Annotated in this window: 17 protein-coding genes; 9 read left to right on the forward strand and 8 right to left on the reverse strand. The window is 68.2% G+C overall.

The window, feature by feature from the left end; all coding sequences use genetic code 11:
* The first annotated feature begins 70 nt into the window (after positions 1-70).
* Positions 71-2,335: an NADP-dependent malic enzyme gene (locus tag ETX26_RS13815; RefSeq protein ID WP_129525220.1), complete on the forward strand. Its 2,265-nt coding sequence runs from the start codon at positions 71-73 to the stop codon at positions 2,333-2,335.
* Positions 2,336-2,342: 7 nt separating this feature from the next.
* Here the strand turns inward: ETX26_RS13815 and ETX26_RS13820 are convergent, their stop codons facing one another.
* The 7 genes from ETX26_RS13820 to lptB form a co-directional block, all read right to left on the reverse strand.
* Positions 2,343-2,780, reverse strand: a complete 438-nt coding sequence (locus ETX26_RS13820) for a hypothetical protein (protein WP_225425789.1) — start codon at positions 2,778-2,780, stop codon at positions 2,343-2,345.
* 49 nt (positions 2,781-2,829) lie between these two features.
* Positions 2,830-3,219, reverse strand: coding sequence for a DUF6152 family protein (locus ETX26_RS13825; protein WP_129525222.1), 390 nt, complete (start codon positions 3,217-3,219; stop codon positions 2,830-2,832).
* Between the two features lie 90 nt (positions 3,220-3,309).
* A complete protein-coding gene (trmB, locus tag ETX26_RS13830) occupies positions 3,310-4,011 on the reverse strand; it encodes a tRNA (guanine(46)-N(7))-methyltransferase TrmB (protein WP_129525223.1) in 702 nt (233 codons plus the stop codon).
* A gap of 40 nt (positions 4,012-4,051) precedes the next feature.
* The gene (locus ETX26_RS13835) at positions 4,052-4,816 is read right to left on the reverse strand and encodes a sulfite exporter TauE/SafE family protein (RefSeq protein ID WP_129525224.1); all 765 of its coding nucleotides are present in this window, start codon (positions 4,814-4,816) and stop codon (positions 4,052-4,054) included.
* 467 nt (positions 4,817-5,283) lie between these two features.
* On the reverse strand, positions 5,284-5,979 hold the full coding sequence (ctrA, locus tag ETX26_RS13840; RefSeq protein WP_119511842.1) for a response regulator transcription factor CtrA: 696 nt from the start codon (positions 5,977-5,979) through the stop codon (positions 5,284-5,286).
* A gap of 124 nt (positions 5,980-6,103) precedes the next feature.
* Positions 6,104-7,567: an RNA polymerase factor sigma-54 gene (gene rpoN, locus ETX26_RS13845; RefSeq protein WP_129525225.1), complete on the reverse strand. Its 1,464-nt coding sequence runs from the start codon at positions 7,565-7,567 to the stop codon at positions 6,104-6,106.
* Between the two features lie 127 nt (positions 7,568-7,694).
* Positions 7,695-8,483 carry an LPS export ABC transporter ATP-binding protein gene (gene lptB / locus ETX26_RS13850; RefSeq protein WP_129525226.1) on the reverse strand — a complete coding sequence of 263 codons (789 nt, stop codon included), beginning with the start codon at positions 8,481-8,483 and terminating at the stop codon, positions 7,695-7,697.
* A gap of 173 nt (positions 8,484-8,656) precedes the next feature.
* Here lptB and ETX26_RS13855 point away from each other — a divergent pair, with 173 nt between their 5' ends.
* From ETX26_RS13855 to ETX26_RS13865, 3 genes are all read left to right on the forward strand, one after another.
* Positions 8,657-9,052 (forward strand): hypothetical protein, encoded by a 396-nt coding sequence (locus ETX26_RS13855; RefSeq protein ID WP_129525227.1) that lies wholly within the window; start codon positions 8,657-8,659, stop codon positions 9,050-9,052.
* 66 nt (positions 9,053-9,118) lie between these two features.
* On the forward strand, positions 9,119-10,462 hold the full coding sequence (locus ETX26_RS13860) for a TldD/PmbA family protein (protein WP_129525228.1): 1,344 nt from the start codon (positions 9,119-9,121) through the stop codon (positions 10,460-10,462).
* Positions 10,459-11,832 (forward strand): mechanosensitive ion channel family protein, encoded by a 1,374-nt coding sequence (locus ETX26_RS13865; RefSeq protein WP_129525229.1) that lies wholly within the window; start codon positions 10,459-10,461, stop codon positions 11,830-11,832. Before ETX26_RS13860 ends, ETX26_RS13865 begins: the two co-directional genes overlap by 4 nt.
* A 146-nt stretch (positions 11,833-11,978) precedes the next feature.
* Here ETX26_RS13865 and ppa read toward each other — a convergent pair whose 3' ends face one another.
* Positions 11,979-12,506 (reverse strand): inorganic diphosphatase, encoded by a 528-nt coding sequence (ppa, locus tag ETX26_RS13870; protein WP_129525230.1) that lies wholly within the window; start codon positions 12,504-12,506, stop codon positions 11,979-11,981.
* A gap of 111 nt (positions 12,507-12,617) precedes the next feature.
* On the opposite strand from ppa, the gene hisS reads away from it, so the two are divergent.
* The 5 genes from hisS to lnt all read left to right on the forward strand — a co-directional run bounded on the left by hisS (position 12,618) and on the right by lnt (position 18,432).
* Positions 12,618-13,880 carry a histidine--tRNA ligase gene (gene hisS / locus ETX26_RS13875; RefSeq protein ID WP_129525231.1) on the forward strand — a complete coding sequence of 421 codons (1,263 nt, stop codon included), beginning with the start codon at positions 12,618-12,620 and terminating at the stop codon, positions 13,878-13,880.
* Between the two features lie 121 nt (positions 13,881-14,001).
* On the forward strand, positions 14,002-15,072 hold the full coding sequence (prfA, locus tag ETX26_RS13880) for a peptide chain release factor 1 (protein ID WP_129525232.1): 1,071 nt from the start codon (positions 14,002-14,004) through the stop codon (positions 15,070-15,072).
* Complete coding sequence (prmC, locus tag ETX26_RS13885) at positions 15,065-15,931, forward strand: peptide chain release factor N(5)-glutamine methyltransferase (protein WP_129525233.1); 867 nt, start codon at positions 15,065-15,067, stop codon at positions 15,929-15,931. The genes prfA and prmC overlap by 8 nt, the downstream gene beginning before the upstream one ends.
* Before the next feature lie 203 nt (positions 15,932-16,134).
* A complete protein-coding gene (locus tag ETX26_RS13890) occupies positions 16,135-16,809 on the forward strand; it encodes a DUF4167 domain-containing protein (RefSeq protein ID WP_129525234.1) in 675 nt (224 codons plus the stop codon).
* A gap of 48 nt (positions 16,810-16,857) precedes the next feature.
* Entirely contained in the window at positions 16,858-18,432 is a 1,575-nt protein-coding gene (lnt, locus tag ETX26_RS13895; protein ID WP_129525405.1) for an apolipoprotein N-acyltransferase, read from the forward strand.
* Positions 18,433-18,452 lie beyond the last annotated feature (20 nt).

Here is an 18,452-nt window from a genome sequence, read left to right on the forward strand (position 1 = left end):
GGGCGCCTTTCCCCTACCGCTCGCGCGGCGAGTGTGTTTAAGGGGCGCCACAGTTCAGGAGACACGCACTTTGGCCGAGGAAAAACAGGCGAGCTTCACCGCGCGCGAGGCGCTTTTCTACCACGAGACGATCCGGCCGGGTAAGATCGAGATCATCGCCTCGAAGCCGATGGCAACCCAGCGCGACCTCAGCCTGGCCTATTCGCCGGGCGTCGCGGCGCCGGTGGAAGCGATCGCCGAGGATCCGGCCAACGCGGCGCGCTATACTGCGCGTTCGAACCTCGTCGCCGTGATTTCCAACGGCACCGCGATCCTCGGCCTCGGCAATCTTGGCGCGCTCGCCTCCAAGCCGGTGATGGAAGGCAAGGCGGTGCTGTTCAAGCGCTTCGCCGACGTCGATTCGATCGACATCGAGCTCGACACGGAGGATCCGGAGAAGTTCATCGAGGCGGTCGCGCTGATGGAGCCGAGCTTCGGCGGGATCAACCTGGAAGACATCAAGGCGCCCGAGTGCTTCATCATCGAGCAGGCCCTGCGCGAGCGGATGAACATTCCGGTCATGCACGACGACCAGCACGGCACGGCGATCATCGCCGCCGCGGGCCTGATCAACGCCTGTTACCTGACCGGGCGTGATTTCAAGGACGTGCGGATGGTGGTCAACGGCGCGGGCGCTTCGGCGCTCGCCTGCACCGCGCTGATCAAGGCGATCGGCGTGCCGCACGATCACGTGATCGTCTGCGACCGGTCGGGCCCGATCTATCGCGGCCGCACGGACTCGATGGACCAGTGGAAGAGCGCCCACGCGGTCGACACCGAGGCGCGCAGCCTCGAGGAAGCGCTGGTCGGCGCCGATATCTTCCTCGGCCTCTCCGCCGCCGGTGCGCTCAAGCCCGAATGGGTCGACGGGATGGCCAAGCAGCCGATCATCTTCGCGATGGCCAATCCGGTGCCCGAGATCATGCCCGACGAGGCCAAGGCCGTTCGCCCCGATGCGATCATCGCCACCGGCCGCAGCGACTTTCCGAACCAAGTCAACAACGTGCTCGGCTTCCCCTTCATCTTCCGCGGTGCGCTCGACGTGCAGGCGACCGCGATCAACGAGGAGATGAAGATCGCCGCCGCCCGCGCCATCGCCGAGCTTGCGCGCGAACGCGTGCCTGATGAGGTTGCCGCCGCCTACGGCAAGAATCACGCCTTCGGGACCGACTACATCATCCCCGCGCCGTTCGATCCGCGGCTGATGGAAGTCGTCTCCTCCGCCGTGGCGCAGGCGGCGATGGACACCGGCGTCGCGCTCGCGCCGATCGAGGACATGCACGCCTACCGGATGTCGCTGAAGGCGCGGCTCAACCCGACGACCTCGGCGCTGACCAACACCTACGAGCTGGCGCGCGCCAATCCGAAGCGCGTGGTCTTCGCCGAGGCGGAGGAAGACGTGGCGCTGCGCGCGGCGATCCAGTTCCGCGACTTCGGCTACGGCACGCCGGTGCTCGTGGGGCGGACCGAGAAGGTGCGGGAGAAGCTGATCGAGCTGCAGGTGGACGATCCCGGCGAGTGGGAGATCCAGAACTCGGCCGATTCCGAGCTCGTCCCGCAGATGGTCGAGTACCTGTACCAGCGGCTGCAGCGCAAAGGGCGGACCGAGCGCGACGTGCGCCGCATGGTCAACCAGGAGCGCAACGTATTCGCCGCGCTGCTGGTCGCGCTCGGCCACGGCGATGCGATGATCTCCGGCCTCACGCGCACCTTCTCGCAGACCGCGCGCGAGGTGAACCTGGTGCTCGATCCGAAGCCGGGGCAGGTGCCGTTCGGTGTGCACATGATGGTCGGCAAGAACCACACGACTTTCCTTGCCGACACGACGATCAACGAACGGCCGACGGCGGAGCAACTCGCGCACATCGCCCGCGAGACCGCAGCGGTCGCCCGGCGCATGGGGCACGAGCCGCGCGTCGCGTTCCTCTCCTACTCGACTTTCGGCAATCCGCCGGGGCAGTGGCTGGGCAATATCCGCGAGGCGGTGGCGATCCTCGATGCCGAGAACCCGCCGTTCGAGTACGAAGGCGAGATGGCGCCCGACGCCGCGCTCAATCCCAAGGTCATGGAGCTCTACCCGTTCAGCCGCCTGTCGGGCCCGGCCAACGTGCTGATCATGCCGGGCCTGCAATCGGCCAATCTCTCGGCCAAGCTGCTGCGCGAACTGGCCGGCGACGCGACGATCGGCCCGATGCTGATCGGCATGGAAAAGCCGGTCCAGATCGCCCCGATGACCGCCATCGCGCCCGACGTGCTCACCCTGGCCGTGCTGGCCGCGGCCGGTGTGGTGGGCTGACGGCGCTTCAGAAGGCGATCAGGCGGCCGGCGAGGATCGCGGCCGCCCACAGCGCGATCGACAGCGCCGCGGAGCTGCGCAAGCGCCTGCCGATCGGCGCGTCGTCGCGGACGAGCGCCTTCCACGCCGTGCTGCGGTGGACCAGGACCGCGTGCGCGGTGCCGAGGCCGACCAGCGATACTTTGCTGAGGAAGGCGGTGTTGGCCGCGTAGTCGAGCGGCTCGACCGTGAAGAGCAGGAACCCGGTCAGCACCGCGAGTGCGAGGCCCGATGCGGCTATGCGGGGAAGGACGAGGGCGAGGGGCCGCGCCGGTATCGCCGAAAACGCGCCGAGCAGCCTGAGATCGAGCGAGAGGATCGATCCGAACAGCGTCGCCAGCCCGAGGATGTGCGCGGCGTTGACCAGCGGATAGATATAACGCGAGGCCGCAAGCGCTTCGGCCATGGGCGAAGCCTCGAGCCACGCGAGCGCCGCGTCGATCATTGCGTGCGGATCAGCCCGCCGGTTTCAGCGTCTTGGGGCGGTTCGGATAGACGTCGTAGGTCTTGCCGTTCACCGTGATCGTCTCGGCCTTGAACGCGAGCTCGCCGGCGTCGCGCGAGCGATGGCCGGTGAGCACGGCCCTGTCGCCAGGCTTGGCCACGCCTTTCACGAAGCCCGCTCTGGTCGAGGCCGAAGGCGGGGCGAGATCAACCTCCCACACCCCTTGCGCATTGCGCAACTCGAGGCTGGTGTGCGGGTTGCCGTAGTCGATCGACACAATCGTGCCCGAGAGGCGGCTTTCCTTCTCCTCGGTCCAGTTCCACCCGTGGTGGGCCATTGCCGCGGCGGGGATCAGCAGGGCGGCCGCCGCGAGGAGCTTGAGGGGGCGCAGGTCCAGCATGATGTCTCTCTCCAGTCGGTCGCTCCACCGATAGCAGAATCTTGGCGCCGCGTCCCGGCCGCGTGGCAGTGCCTTGCCGGCCGCCGCAAGTCACCGCCGCCGATAGCGGAAGTACCAGACCTCGTGGTCGTAGACGTTGCGGGCCTTGGCTTCGTAGCGGGTCTCGCACCAGCCGCTCGGGCGGTTCTGCCAGCTTTCGGGGCCGTCGACGACCCACTCGAACGCGTCGGTATGGCGGCGCATGACCATCAGCGCGTGGCGCAGGTAGACCGGGTGGTCGGTGCCGAAGCGGAACTCGCCGCCCGGTTTCAGCTTGGCGGCGATCATCTCGACCGGGCCGTCGTTCATCATCCGCCGCTTGGCGTGGCGCGCCTTGGGCCAGGGATCCGGGTGGAGCAGGTAGAGCATCGTCAGCGACCCGTCGGGGATGCGCGAGAGCACCTCCAGTGCATCGCCGTGGTGCAGGCGCACGTTGGCAAGCCCGCCGTCGCGCACGTGGACGAGCGCCTGCGCGACGCCGTTGATGAACGGCTCGGCGCCGATGAAGCCGTGGTCGGGCAGCAGATCGGCGCGATAGGCGAGATGCTCGCCGCCGCCGAAGCCGATCTCAAAGTGGAGCGGACGGTCGTGGCCGAACAGCCGCTCCGCCGTCACCGGGCCCTCGGCCGGCACCGCGATCTGCGGCAACAGCTTCTCGACCAGCTCCGCTTGCCCCTTGCGCAGCGGCTTGCCCTGGCTGCGGCCGTAGAGCCGGTTGAGCGTGGTTGGATCGCCGGGCTTGTTCGCGGTCATGCCGCGCCCGATAGCGGGGTGCGGTGAGGAGGGAAAGGCGTCAGGAAAGCGCCGTGTAGATCCCGTAGGCGCTGGTCACCGTCAGCGCGGCGCCGACCATGATCAGCATGAGCTTGGGGCTGAAGTACTTCGCCGCGAATGCGCCGAGCGGGGCCGCGGCGATGCCGCCGATCAGCAGGCCGAGCGTGGCCCCCGCGAGGTCGGCAACGCCGAGGTGGAAGATGAAGGCCGCCGAGATGGTCACCGTCAGGAAGAATTCGACCGCGCTCACCGTGCCCACGACCTTGCGCGGCTCGGCGCCCTGGATGAGCAGGTTGGAGGTCACGATTGGCCCCCAGCCGCCGCCGCCGGCTGCGTCGAGGAAGCCGCCGATCAGGCCGAGCGGCGCGACCCGCTTGGCCTCGCGCACCTTCGGGGGATAGAGCAGGCCGCGCACGAGCAGGTAGAGGCCCATCCCGGCGAGATAGGCCAGCACGAAGGGCTTGATCACCGAAGCATCGATCGAGGTCAGCAGGTAGGCGCCCGTCACGCCGCCGATCACGCCGGGGATCAGGAGGCGAAAGAAGAGCCGCTTGTCGATGTTGCCGTGCAGCAGGTGGCTGATGCCGCTGGTCGCGGTGGTGAAGCACTCGACCACGTGGACCCGCTGCGAAGCCTGCGCCGGTGGCAGGCCGAGCACGCCGACCAGCATCGTGTTGGTGATCACCCCGAACGCCATGCCGAGCGCGCCGTCGACGAGCTGCGCGGCGAAGCCGATCGCGATAAAGGGCAGGAGGCCCGTGAGGTCTATCCCGAACAGTTCCATCGCGGGAGGCCTTTCTGCCGCCGATATATCGCGCCGCTAGAACCGTCGATGCACGCTGGCGAGTGGGAAAATGCTACGCCCCCGCGAAGAAAAGCGCGGGATGGGTGTTGGTCGGCGCACGCGCGTTGAGAGGCCGGAATGTCCTGAAAAGATCCTCCCTATTTTCGCCGCAGGCGCAAATGGGGAGGGGGACCGCGAGACGCGAAGCGGCTCGTGGTGGAGGGGGTATGCGGACCAATGCCTCTCCGTCAGACGCCTGCAGCGTCTGCCACCTCCCCATTTGGCTGACGCAAAATGGGGAGGATCAAGTCCGGTCACCGCAAAAACCAGCAGATCAAAATCCCGGTCCGCGACCAGCGGGCCGCAAGGGCGACCGCCCGCCCGCAGGCGCCCCGTACCCCGGACTTGATCCGGGGGGAGGGAACAGCGCCGAGGACGCACGCGCGGATGCGCGTGCGAAAAACAAGCTACGCGGCTTCCGCCTGACTCTCGGGATCGCGCAGCACGTAGCCGCGGCCCCACACGGTTTCGATGTAGTTCTCGCCGCCGCAGGCGTGGCTGAGCTTCTTGCGCAGCTTGCAGATGAACACGTCGATGATCTTGAGCTCGGGCTCGTCCATCCCGCCGTAAAGGTGGTTGAGGAACATTTCCTTGGTCAGCGTCGTGCCCTTGCGCAGCGAAAGCAGCTCGAGCATCGCATATTCCTTGCCCGTCAGGTGCACGCGGGCGCCGTCAACCTCGACCGTCTTGGCGTCGAGATTGACCGCCAGCTTGCCGGTGCGGATGACCGACTGGCTGTGACCCTTGCTGCGGCGGACGACCGCATGGATGCGCGCGATCAGCTCTTCGCGGTGGAACGGCTTGGTCACGTAATCGTCGGCGCCGAAGCCGAAGCTGCGAATCTTGCTGTCCATCTCCGAAATGCCCGACAGGATCAGAACCGGCGTCTGCACTTTGGCGACGCGCAGCTTCTTGAGCACGTCGTACCCGTGCATGTCGGGCAGGTTCAGATCGAGCAGGATGATGTCGTAATCGTAGAGCTTGCCGAGATCCAGGCCCTCTTCGCCGAGATCGGTCGAATAGACGTTGAACCCTTCAGTCGTCAGCATCAGCTCGATGGCCTTCGCCGTGGTCGGCTCGTCCTCGATCAACAGTACGCGCATGGGTATCCCCCTTTTACCCTCGCCCGGGCCGCAGCGCCCCGCCTGAAGGTGTAGCCCGATATTAACCACACAAGGTATGAATGGAAAAGGTTAACATGATCTAAACCAACCGACAGCAAGTGTTTCATCCGCCGGCGGCCAGCCTCTTCTGCCGCCGCCGCTGGACCGAACTGCCGATCCCCATCGCCTCGCGGTACTTGGCGACCGTGCGGCGGGCGATGTCGAACCCTTCGGCCTTGAGCAGGTCGACCAGCGTGTCGTCCGAGAGGATCTTCTTCGCGTCCTCCGCATCGATCAGCGCCTTGATCCGCGCCTTCACCGCCTGCGAGCTCGCGCCCTCGCCGTCGGCGCTGCCGACGCCGCTGGTGAAGAAGTACTTCAGCTCGAAGGTGCCGCGGTCGCAGTGCAGGTACTTGTTGCTGGTCACCCGGCTGACCGTGCTCTCGTGCATCTCGATCGATTCGGCCACGTCGCGCAGGGTGAGCGGCCGCAGCTCGGAGACGCCGCGGCGGAAGAAGCCTTCCTGCTTCTTCACGATCTCGGCGGCGGTCCTGAGAATCGTCTTCTGCCGCTGGTCGAGCGCGCGGATCAGCCAGTTGGCATCGGCGAGCTTTTCCCCCAGCCATGACTGGGCGGCCTTGCCCGGACAGCCCTGCCGCAGCTCAAGATAGTAGGCGCGATTGACAACCAGCCGCGGCAGCGTCTCTTCGTTGAGCGCGATGTCCCAACCGCCGTCCTTGGCCCGGGTGACGAGAATGTCGGGCACCACCGCGCTTTCCGCAGCGCCGCCGAAGCGGCAGCCGGGCTTGGGATCGTAGCCGCGCAGCTCGGCGAGCATCTCCGCGAAATCCTCGTCGTCGACATCGCACATGCGCTTGAGCCGCGCGAACTCGCCGCGCGCGACGAGGTCGAGGTTGTCGATCAGCCGCGCCATGCACGGATCGTAGCGATCGGCTTCCTGCGCCTGGAGGGCGAGGCATTCGCCCAGGGAGCGCGCACCGACGCCGGTCGGGTCGAGCGACTGCACGACCGCGAGCGCGCGTTCGGCCTCCGCCAGCGGAATGCCGAGCTCGCCCGCCACGTCGCGCAAGTCGGCCGCGAGATAGCCGGCCTCGTCGAGCAGACCGATCAGGTGCCGGGCGACGAAAGCCTCGCGCGCGTCGCCCGCGGCCGCGCCGACCTGCTCCTCGAGATGCTCGGCCAGCGTGGGACCGTCGCCGCCGCGCTCATCGATGCCGGGCAGGTCATCGGACAGCGCGGAGGCGTGGGCGGCGCCCCATTCACCGTCGCCGGTATCGCGGTCGCGGTCGAGTGCCGAGGGGTCGATGTCGAGAGCGCTCTCTCCGTCGACAGCGCTGCCGTCCATCGCAGCGTCCGCGCCAGGCTCCTCGCCCGCAGGTTCGATCGTCTCGCCATCCTCGCGCTGGACCTCGCCCGCCTCCAGCAGCGGGTTCGCCTCCAGCGCCTCGCCGATGAAAGTCTCGATCTCGAGGTTCGACAGTGCCAGCAGCTTGATCGCCTGCTGGAGCTGCGGCGTCATCACCAGCGACTGCGTCTGCCGGAGATCGAGGCGCGGCGCGAGGGCCATGGGCGTCCCTAAAATCCCGTTCGCCCTGAGCCTGTCGAAGGGCCGCACTTCACTTTCGGCGTTGCGCTGGAAAAGAAGAAAGGCGGTGCTTCGACAAGCTCAGCACGAACGGCGGGGCGGCGGAGGGTCAAAGCGAAAAACTCTCGCCCAGATAGAGCCGGCGCACGTTCTCGTCGGCGACGAGGTCTTCCGGCGTGCCGGCGAACAGCACCTGGCCGCCGTAGATGATGCAGGCGCGGTCGACGATGTCGAGTGTCTCGCGCACGTTGTGATCGGTGATCAGCACCCCGATTCCGCGCTGCTTGAGATCGAGCACGAGGTGGCGGATGTCGCTGATCGAGAGCGGGTCGATGCCGGCAAACGGCTCGTCGAGCAGCATGATCGAGGGCTTTGCCGCCAGTGCGCGAGCGATCTCGCAGCGCCGCCGCTCGCCGCCCGAGAGCGCCATCGCCGCGCTCTCGCGCAGCCTGGTCAGGCCGAACTCCTCGAGCAGCCGCTCCAGTTCCTGCGCGCGGGTTTCCTTGTCGGGCTCGACCATCTCGAGCACGCAGTTGATGTTCTGCTCGACCGTCATCCCGCGGAAGATGCTCGTCTCCTGCGGCAGGTAACCGAGGCCGAGGATCGCGCGGCGGTACATCGGCAGGTTGGTGACATCCTCGCCGTCCATCAGGATGCGGCCCGCGTCGGGCTTCACCAGCCCCATGATCGAATAGAAGCAGGTCGTCTTGCCCGCGCCGTTCGGACCCAGCAGACCGAGCACCTCGCCCTTGCCGACGGTGAGGGAAATGTCGGTCAGCACCGCGCGCTTGTCGTAGCTCTTGGCGATCGAGATCACCTCCAGCCCGCCTTCCTGCGGCAGCGGGGCGGTGGCGTCGGCGCGGGGCGCGGCATCGGCGATCGGCTCTGGCGTGTCCATCGATCGGCCATGTAGCATTGCAGCGCGTGCAGGAAACCCCCGCGCGCACCGGAATTGTCCGAAACTGGCAGGATTCGTGCATGACCCACGGTGGAACGGATGGTCATGACGCTTGCTTGCGAGGTCAGCCTCTGAAATACTCCGATTCGGACGAGGACATTGGGAGAAAGCGCATGGTGAAGGCGCTGCACCGGACTGACGAAGGCAGGGGATACAACCACGCGGCCGGCCGCCACGCGGCGCGCGACTGGCGCAAGGGCATGAGCGACAACGTCGCCTACGCTCTGCTCGTCTACACCGCACTGCAGATTTTCATCACCGTCCATGCGATCAAGGAAGTCGGATCCTCGATCCTGCCCTATCTCGCGCTCGTCGTGCTGGTCGCAGGCATCATCCCGGCATGCCGCTGGTTCGAGAAGCGCTGGCGCGACCTTTCGGGCGAAGAGGCGGCCGACCCCGCGCTCGCGGGCGCCTATCGGCGCGATCAGGTGCTGCTCTGGGCGCTTGCGATCTGCCTGCCCCTGGTTCTCACCGGCCTGTTCATGGGTATCGCGGCGCTCGCGGCCTGAACCTCGCCTTGCGGCGGGACCGCACGCGCCCTAGCTGGGGCGCATGATCACTCCCGAGACCAATCGATGATCGACGGCGAGACTGCGCTCGCCCGCTGTGCACAGCTGATTGAGGCGGCGCGCCGCCACGGCGCCGATGCGGCCGACGCCGCCGCCCGCGCGCAATCGTCCGAAAGCGTGACCGTCCGCCTCGGTCAGCTCGAGGAAGTCGAACGGTCGGAGAGCGAGGAGATCGCGCTGCGCGTTTTCGTTGGCGCGCGCTCGGCCTCGATCGAGACCAGCGATTTCGCCCCCGCCGCACTGGACGACCTGGCCGAGCGAGCCGTGGCCATGGCGCGCGTCGCACCCGAAGATCCGCACGCCGGCCTGGCACCGCGGGACCTGCTCGACCGCGGCACCGCGCCCACGCTCGATCTGGAAGACAGCCGCGAGCCCGGTCCCGAGGCCCTGCGCGAACGCGCCATGGCAGCCGAGGATGCCGCGCGCGCGGTGGACGGCGTGACCAACAGCGAGGGCGGCGGGGCCTCGTTCGGACGCTCGCTCTTCGCGCTGGCGACGAGCGATGGCTTTGCGCGTGCCTACGGCGCGACGCACCATTCGCTGAGCGCCGTCGTGATCGGCGGGCAGGGTTCCGCCATGCAGCGCGACTATGCGATGCGCACGGCGCGCCATTTCGCGGACCTGCCCTCGCCCAGGGAGATCGGCCGCCTCGCCGGCGAACGGACCGTCGCCCGGCTGAATCCCGAAGTCCCGAAAGGCGGTCGGATGCCCGTGCTGTTCGATCCGCGCGTCGGTGCATCGCTGGTCGGCCACCTCGTCGGCGCGATGGCGGGCCCGGCGATCGCCAGCGGATCGAGCTTTCTGCTCGGTCGCGAAGGCGCGGCGGTCTTTCCCGAAGCGATCGAGGTGGTCGAAGATCCGCACCTGCAGCGCGGCCTGCGCTCGCGTCCGTTCGACGGCGAGGGCTTGGGATGCCTGCCGCGCAAGCTGGTCGAGCGCGGCGTGCTCGGCGGCTGGCTGCTCGATGTGGCGAGTGCGAACAAGCTCGGCCTCGCCCCCACCGGCCACGCCTCCCGCGGCGGGGGGACACCGGGTGTTTCGGCGAGCAATCTGCACATCCCCGCAAGCCCTGTCTCGCGCGCGGAGCTGATGGCGGATGTCGCCGAGGGCGTGCTCGTCACCGAGCTGGTCGGCCAAGGCGTCAACCCGGTCACGGGCGATTACAGCCGGGGCGCTTCGGGCTTTCGCATCGTGAACGGCGAAGTCGCCGGCCCCATCGCCGAATTCACCATCGCCGGGAACTTGCTGGCAATGTTCGCAGGCCTTCGTGCAGCCGACGACCTGGAGATGCACCGCGCGGTCAATGTCCCCACGCTGCGGGTGGACGGCATGACGGTGGCGGGGGCGTGACGGCGCGTGCGGTCCACGCGCTCGCGGTGGGGCTGCTTCTGATCGCCGCACCGGCCGCGGCTGCGGTGATACCGGCCACACCAGAGGATGTCGCAACCCCGTCGACACCCGAACCGGCGATCGCCGACCGGCAGGACGCCGGGGCCGATGCGCGCATTGCCGGGCGCATCCGGGCGATCTTCGGCGAGATCGAGGCACTCTCGGGCGTGGAGGTCGCCGTCCGCCAGGGAGTGGTGACTCTTGCGGGCACCGTCCCGGCTGCCGATGACATCGAACGGGCCGAGCGGATCGCCAGCCGGGTCGCGGGCGTCGCGACGGTCGAGAACCGAATCGCGCGGGACGTCTCGGTCGATCGCAACCTCACCGCGCTCGGCAGCGTGTCGGAGCGTTTCCAGGCGTTCCTCGCCATGCTCCCGCTGATAGGCGTGGCGTTCGCACTCGCGCTGGCGTTCGCCTTTGCCGGATACTTCATCGCCGGACTCGGCGGGCTCTGGCGGCGGCTCCTGCCGAACGTGTTCCTCGCCGATCTCGTCGCGAGCGCGATCCGGTTCGGCTTCGTCCTGATCGGTGTGGTTGTCGCGCTCGACCTCCTCGGTGCAGGTGCGCTGATGGGGGCGGTGCTCGGCGGTGCCGGCGTGATCGGCATCGCGCTGGGCTTCGCCATGCGCGAAACGATCGAGAACTACGTCGCCTCGCTGATGCTCAGCCTGCGCCAGCCGTTCCGGGCCAACGATCACGTGCTGATCGACCAGATGGAAGGGCGCGTGGTTCGCCTGACCAGCCGCGCGACGGTGCTGATGACGCTCGATGGCAATCACCTGCGCATTCCCAACTCGACTGTCTTCAAGGCCGTGATCGTCAACTATACGCGCAACCCGCAGCGACGCTTCGACTTCGACCTCGGGATCGATGCCGGCGACGATCCGGATGCCGGCCGCCGGGTCGGGCGCGATGCGCTGGCGGCCTTACCCTTCGTCCTGGCCGATCCGGCTCCCGACGCCGGCGTGGTCGAAGTCGGCGATTCTAACATCGTGCTCAGGTTCTTCGGCTGGGTCGATCAGCGGGAGACCGACTGGTACAAGGCGCGCAGCCGCGCGATCGCGGCGGTCAAGGCGACTTTGGAGGCAGGCGGATTTGCGCTGCCCGAGCCGATCTATCGCCTCCGTTTCGACCCTCGTTCCGCGCCACTTCCGTTCGGGAACACGGCGGAGACGCAGGACGGAGAAGCCGCCGCTCCGCCTGCGCCGCGAGCCCGTGAGGAAGAGCCGCCCGACGTGGCGCCCCACGAAGAGGTCGCAAGAATGGTCGAGGCGGAGCGCGCCCAGGATGGCGGCCAGGACCTGCTCGACCCGAAACGGCCGGTGGAGTAGCGGCTAACAACTACCGGGGAATGACAATAACCCGAGTCCCAGCGAAGGCTGGGACCTCAGGCCGCCTAGTCGCCCTAACTGCCTGAGGCCCCAGCCTCCGCTGGGGCTCGCAACAGAAGCCAGAGGTCCCCGCCTTCGCGGGGGGCTCAGCCCTTCGCCCGCTCGATCGATTCGAGCACGATCCGCTTGGCGGCGGCGGCGTCGCCCCATTGGCCGATGCGAACCCACTTCTCCTTCTCCAGATCCTTGTAATGGGTGAAGAAGTGCTCGATCTGCTGGAAGATGATCGAGGGCAGGTCCTTCGTCTCCGCCACGTCCGAATAATAGGGGAATGTCGTGTCGATCGGCACGCAGACGAGCTTCTCGTCGCCGCCGTGCTCGTCCTCGAGGTTGAGCACCCCGATCGGCCGCGCGCGCACGACGCAGCCGGGGATGAACGGGCTGCGCGAGATGACCAGCGCGTCGAGTGGGTCGCCGTCGGGGCTCAGCGTATGCGGCACGAAGCCGTAGTTCGCCGGATAGCGCATCGGCGTGTGCAGGATGCGGTCGACGAACAGTGCACCGCTTTCCTTGTCGAACTCGTACTTCACCGGCTCGCCGCCGGTCGGAACCTCGATGATGACATTGAGGCTTTCGGGCGGGTTGTCGCCCACAGGGACCATGTCGATGCGCATGCGTTCTCTCGTTTTTCTGCGGTCGGCCCCTCTCCCAGGACTTCGCGCCGGCGCGTCTAGCGGCTGGTGCAGGATTGCGGAAGGGGGCGCATGCTCCTAATCGCGCGAACCATGTCGAAGACGCCCAGCAAGACTCCTCAGGCCATCCGTGGAACGCAGGATATTTTCGGAGCCGAGGCCGAGGCCTTCGCCCACGTGGTCGAGACGTTCGAACGCGTGCGGCGGCTCTACCGCTTCCGCCGGGTGGAGATGCCGGTGTTCGAGCGGACCGAGGTCTTCGCCCGCTCGCTCGGCGAGACGACCGACGTGGTTTCGAAGGAAATGTATTCGTTCGAGGATCGCGGCGGCGAATCGCTGACCCTGCGGCCCGAATTCACCGCCGGGATCGCGCGCGCCTATCTGACGAACGGCTGGCGCCAGTACGCGCCGCTCAAGGTCGCGACGCACGGGCCGCTGTTCCGCTACGAGCGGCCGCAGAAGGGCCGCTACCGCCAGTTCCACCAGCTCGACGCCGAGGTGATCGGCGCGGCCGAACCGCAGGCGGACGTCGAGCTGCTGGCGATGGCCGACCAGCTCCTGAAGGAGCTCGGGATCGCGGACGGGGTGACGCTGCAACTGAACACGCTCGGCGACGGCGACAGCCGCGAGGCCTGGCGCGCGGCGCTGGTCGACTACTTCGCCGCCCACCGCGCGGAGCTGAGCGAGGATTCGCAGGACCGGCTGGAGCGCAATCCGCTGCGCATTCTCGACAGCAAGGACCCGCGCGACCGCGCCTTCGTCGCCGATGCGCCGAAGATCGACGACTTCCTGAGCGGCGAGGCGCAGGACTTCTTCGGCGCGGTCACCGCCGGGCTGGACGCCGCAGGCGTCGCATGGGCTCGCGAACCCTCGCTGGTCCGCGGGCTCGACTACTACCGCCACACCGCCTTCGAATTCGTCACCGACCGCCTCGGCGCGCAGGGAACCGTGATTGGCGGCGGGCGCTACGATGGCCTGATGGAAAGCCTCGGCGGCCCCGCGACGCGGGCGGTGGGATGGGCCGCCGGGATCGAGCGGCTGGCGATGCTGGTGGGAGAAGCAGGTCAGATTGCGATCGATGCGTTGGATGTGAGCATCGCCGTTGAGGATGACCGTGCCGCCGTCGCTGGACAGAGGATTCTCGCCCAGCTCCGTCGTTCGGGGTTATCAGTGGATATGATCGCTAGCGGTTCACCAAAAAAGCGGTTCGACAAGGCGGCGAAGTCTAACGCGCGGGCCATCGTCAGCCTCAATATCGACAACGAGAAGGTCGTTTCGGGTTTGCGCGGCTCCACCGAGTTGGTCGAGAGGATTGCAGAGCTGATCCGTCCGATCATTGAAGCAGAGAATCGATGATCTGTCTTCTTCGTCACCCTGAACTCGTTTCAGGGTCCATCTCTCCAACGGCGCAGACGGCGGCGGAGGCTCGATCGACGCTGCAACGCGTTCAGCATGACGGGCACGGGGAAGGCCTCGCATGACCATCCCCGCCGAACGTCTCGACCAGATCGCGCATCGCTTCGCCGAGCTCGAGGCGCGTCTGGCGTCGGGCACGCTCGAGGGCGAGGCCTTCGTGGCCGCGAGCCGCGATTATGCCGAGCTCGAGCCCGTCGCGCGCGCGGCGGAGGACGTGCGGACGATGCGCGCCGAGCTGGTGGAGCTCGAGAAGCTCGATGACGCCGACCCCGACATGAAGGCGCTGGCCGAGGAAGAGATCATGCGCCTGCGGGCCGACTTGCCCGAGGCGGAGCGCGCGCTGGCGGTGGCCATGCTCCCGCGCGATGCCGCCGACGCGCGGCCCGCGATGCTCGAAATCCGGGCCGGCACCGGCGGGGACGAAGCGGCACTGTTCGCGGCGGACCTGTTCCGCATGTACGAGCGCTTCGCTGCGGAGAACGGCTGGCGCGTCGAGACGATCTCGATGAACGCTAGCGACATCGGCGGGTTCAAGGAGATCGTCGCCAACGTCTCGGGCCAGGGCGTGTTCGCGAAGCTCAAGTTCGAAAGCGGCGTCCACCGGGTCCAGCGCGTGCCGGTAACCGAGAGCGGCGGGCGCATCCATACCTCGGCGGCGACGGTGGCCGTGCTGCCCGAGCCGAGCGAGGTCGATGTCGAGATCGACGACAAGGACCTCAAGATCGACATCTATCGCGCGTCCGGCGCGGGCGGGCAGCACGTCAACACGACCGATTCCGCCGTGCGCCTGACCCACCTGCCGACCGGCCTCGTCGTGATCCAGCAGGACGAGCGCAGCCAGCACAAGAACCGCGCCAAGGCGATGCAGGTCCTGCGCACCCGGCTCTACGACCTCAAACGCGCGGAGGCGCAAGGGGCCGAGGCCGAGGCGCGCAAGGCCATGGTCGGCAGCGGCGACCGCTCCGAACGCATCCGCACTTACAACTTCCCGCAAGGGCGCGTGACCGACCACCGCATCGGCCTGACCCTGCACAAGCTCGACGAAGTCCTCGCCGGCCCCGGCCTTGCCGAACTGATCGACGCCCTCACCGCTGAAGACGAGGCCAAGCGCCTCGCCGCGATGGATGGCTGAGGATCACGCGACGGTCGCCGGGGCGCTGCGCGCGGCGGCGGAGCGGCTGGAGGTGACCTCGGACACGGCGCGACTCGATGCCGAGGTCTTGATGGCTCATGCGCTCGGCGTGTCGCGCTCGGAGCTCTTGCTACGGCACATGCGCGATGCTGCGCCGAAAGGGTTCGCGGCGCTGCTCGAACGGCGCGCAGCGCATGAGCCGGTGGCCTACATCGTCGGCGAGCAGGAATTCTACGGACGATCGTTCCGCGTCACCCCCGACGTGCTGATCCCGCGCGCCGACAGCGAGGCGACGCTTGCCGCGGCGCTGGAAGGCGCAGGCGCACGCGGCCGCGTGCTCGACCTGGGCGTGGGCTCTGGCGCGCTCCTTCTGAGCTTTCTGGCGGAGAGGCCGGGCTGGCAAGGTGTCGGGATCGACCGTTCGCCCGGCGCGCTCGCCGTGGCGAGAGACAACGCGGCCCGGCTGGACGTGGAGCGCCGGGCGCGGCTGCTTCCCCGCGACTGGCATGTGCCCGGCTGGGGAGAGAATCTCGGCCAGTTCGACCGCGTGATCGCCAACCCGCCCTATGTCGAGGACGCGGCTACGATCGCCCCCTCGGTACGCCGGTACGAGCCGGCCGGGGCGCTGTTTGCCGGGCCGGAGGGGCTCGACGACTATCGCGCGCTGATTCCCCAGCTCCCCGCCTTGCTCGCACCCGCAGGACTGGCGGTGCTCGAAATTGGGGCGGCGCAGGCGGATGCGGTCTCCGCCATCGCCCGTCAGGCGGGCTTCTCGGCGGAGCTGCGCCGCGATCTCGCCGACCGGCCACGGGCGCTGATTTTGCGTAAGGGGGTTGGCAAAGGGCATTGCGATAGCTAACTCTGGGGCAAGACCTCCCGGTTCGCGACTTGTTCGCCTCCCGGCTGGGTCTCGTTCCGACATTTGCAACCTACCGGGCAGCAGACCTGTAGAGGTGCAGATCGGACACCCGCGATCCGCATACGCGCGGACGCGGCGAGGGGTCATGCGACCGCGCGGGCAATGGTGCCGTAAGGGCGGTCCCGAATGAGGAAGAGATTTCCTTGAACAATCATCGTAGTAATCGCCGCCGCGGCCGCGGCAATCGCCCGCAGGGCGGCGGCAACCAGGCAAACCGGATCGATAGCAGGGCCCGCGGCAACGCGCCCCAGTTGCTCGACAAGTACAAGAAGCTGGCGCAGGACGCCCAGCACAATGGCGACCGCGTGCAGGCGGAATACTACCTGCAGTTCGCCGATCACTACTTCCGCGTCATCGCCGACAACAAGGCACGCCAGGACGAGCAGCGCGGCAAGCGCTACGAGGAGCGCGATCAGGACGACGAGGACGGAGACGAGGACGAGGGCGAAAGCCGTCGCCGTCAGCCGCGCAGCACGCGCAGCCGCCGCGACGATGCGAACGGCCGCGCGGATGCCGGCGATCGCGACGACGGCGAGGCGGGCGAAGGCGAGGGTTCCGAGTTCGAACCTGCCGAGAACCCGTTCAAGCGCACAGGCAAGCCGCGGAGCGAAGGGCGACGGACGCGCAAGGCGCGCAGCGAATCGCCTGCAACGGACGATGGCGAGATCGACGCCTCGGCCCTTCCTCCCGCGATCGGCGACAAGACCGAAGGCGAGCCGCCGAAGAAGAAGCGTGTCTCGCGTGCTCGCAAGACCGCGGAACCTGCCGAGGCGGCCGACGCCGCCGACGGGGGCGAAACGGTGCAGGCGGTCGGCTGATCTCGGCCAGCGGGAAGCGATAGTCGGGGCGGTGCGGGCATGAGCCGTATGGGCCGGATCGGCAATTGGTTCACCGCGCATCCCGGTCTGTCCGCGGCGCTGTGTGGGCTGCCCGCTGCGACGGGTTTCCCGCCGCTCCACCTCTGGCCGCTGGCGCTGCTCGCGATCGGCGGTTTCGCCATGCTCGCGCTGGCGGCGCCGACCTGGCGCGCGGCCCTCTTGCGCGGCTGGATTTTCGGCCTCGCGCACTTCACGCTCGCGAACAACTGGATCGCGACGGCCTTCACCTATCAATCCGAGATGCCCGCCTGGCTCGGCTGGTTCGCCGTACCGCTGCTTGCGCTGTACCTCGCCATCTATCCGGCAGTCGCTGGGCTGACCGTCTGGTGGCTCGGCCGCCGCCTCGGCGCGGGCGCCGCGGCCTGCCTGCTCGGCGGCGCATGGACGATCTCCGAATGGCTGCGGAGCTGGGTCTTCACCGGCTTTGCCTGGGATCCGCTGGGGCTGATTTTTCTGGGCCCGTTCGACCGGCCGGGGCTCGCCGCGCTGCTGCCGTGGACGGGGACCTACGCGCTGTCGGGCCTCGCCGCGCTGATCGGGTTCCTCCTGGTCGTGCTGCTGCGCGAGCGGCGTTGGGTGCCTTTCGGGGCGGTTTCGGGGCTTCTCGTGATCGGCATGTACTGGCCCGCGCCGCCGGCCGAGCAAGGCACACTGCGCTACACCCTGATCCAGCCCGACATTCGCCAGCAGGACCTCGACAACCCCGCCAAGTTCGAAGAGCAGTTCGCGCGCATTGCCAGCCTCACTGCGCCCCGTGCGCCGGGACAGGAAGGCGAGCGGCGGCTGGTGCTGTGGCCCGAATCGGGCGTGCCCGACTACCTGCGGGACGGCTATCCTCAGCGCTATTACGATCAGATGACCGCCGCGGGCGATCCGGCTTATGCTCGCTGGCGGATCGGCCGGGTGATCGGCGAGGGCGGCATGCTGCTGACCGGCGCGGTCGATCTGGAGATCGTCGACGGCCGCGCCGCGGGCGCACGCAACGCGGTGACGGCGATCGACGCAGAGGGGCAGATCGTGGGCGGCTACGACAAGGCGCATCTCGTGCCGTTCGGAGAGTACCTGGCGCTGCGCTGGCTGCTCGAGCCGCTCGGCGCGACGCGGCTGGTGGCAGGGACGATCGACTTCTGGCCCGGGCCGGGGCCGCGCACGCTCGACCTCGGCGAATGGGGCCGGGCGGGTATCCAGATCTGCTACGAGATCGTGTTCTCCGGCCAGGTTGTCGATCGCGGCGATCGGCCCGATTACATCTTCAATCCGTCGAACGACGGCTGGTTCGGCGCCTGGGGCCCTCCGCAGCACCTCGCCCAGGCCCGCATGCGCGCGATCGAGGAGGGGCTGCCCGTGCTGCGCTCCACCACCACCGGGATCAGCGCGGTGATCGACGCGCGCGGCGTTGTCCGCCAGCACATCGGCATGCGACAGGCCGACCGGATCGACGGCGTGATTCCGCCGGCTTTCGCGCCGACCTGGTTTGCGCAGCTCGGCAACTGCCTCCCGCTCGGCTGGGCCGTGCTGTTGATCGCCGGATCGCTGGTTGCCACGCGGCTGCGGCGCGGCTAGGACGCTGCTTCGGACATAAA

Origin of the sequence: Pelagerythrobacter rhizovicinus (assembly GCF_004135625.1) — a bacterium.
Classification (GTDB): domain Bacteria; phylum Pseudomonadota; class Alphaproteobacteria; order Sphingomonadales; family Sphingomonadaceae; genus Pelagerythrobacter; species Pelagerythrobacter rhizovicinus.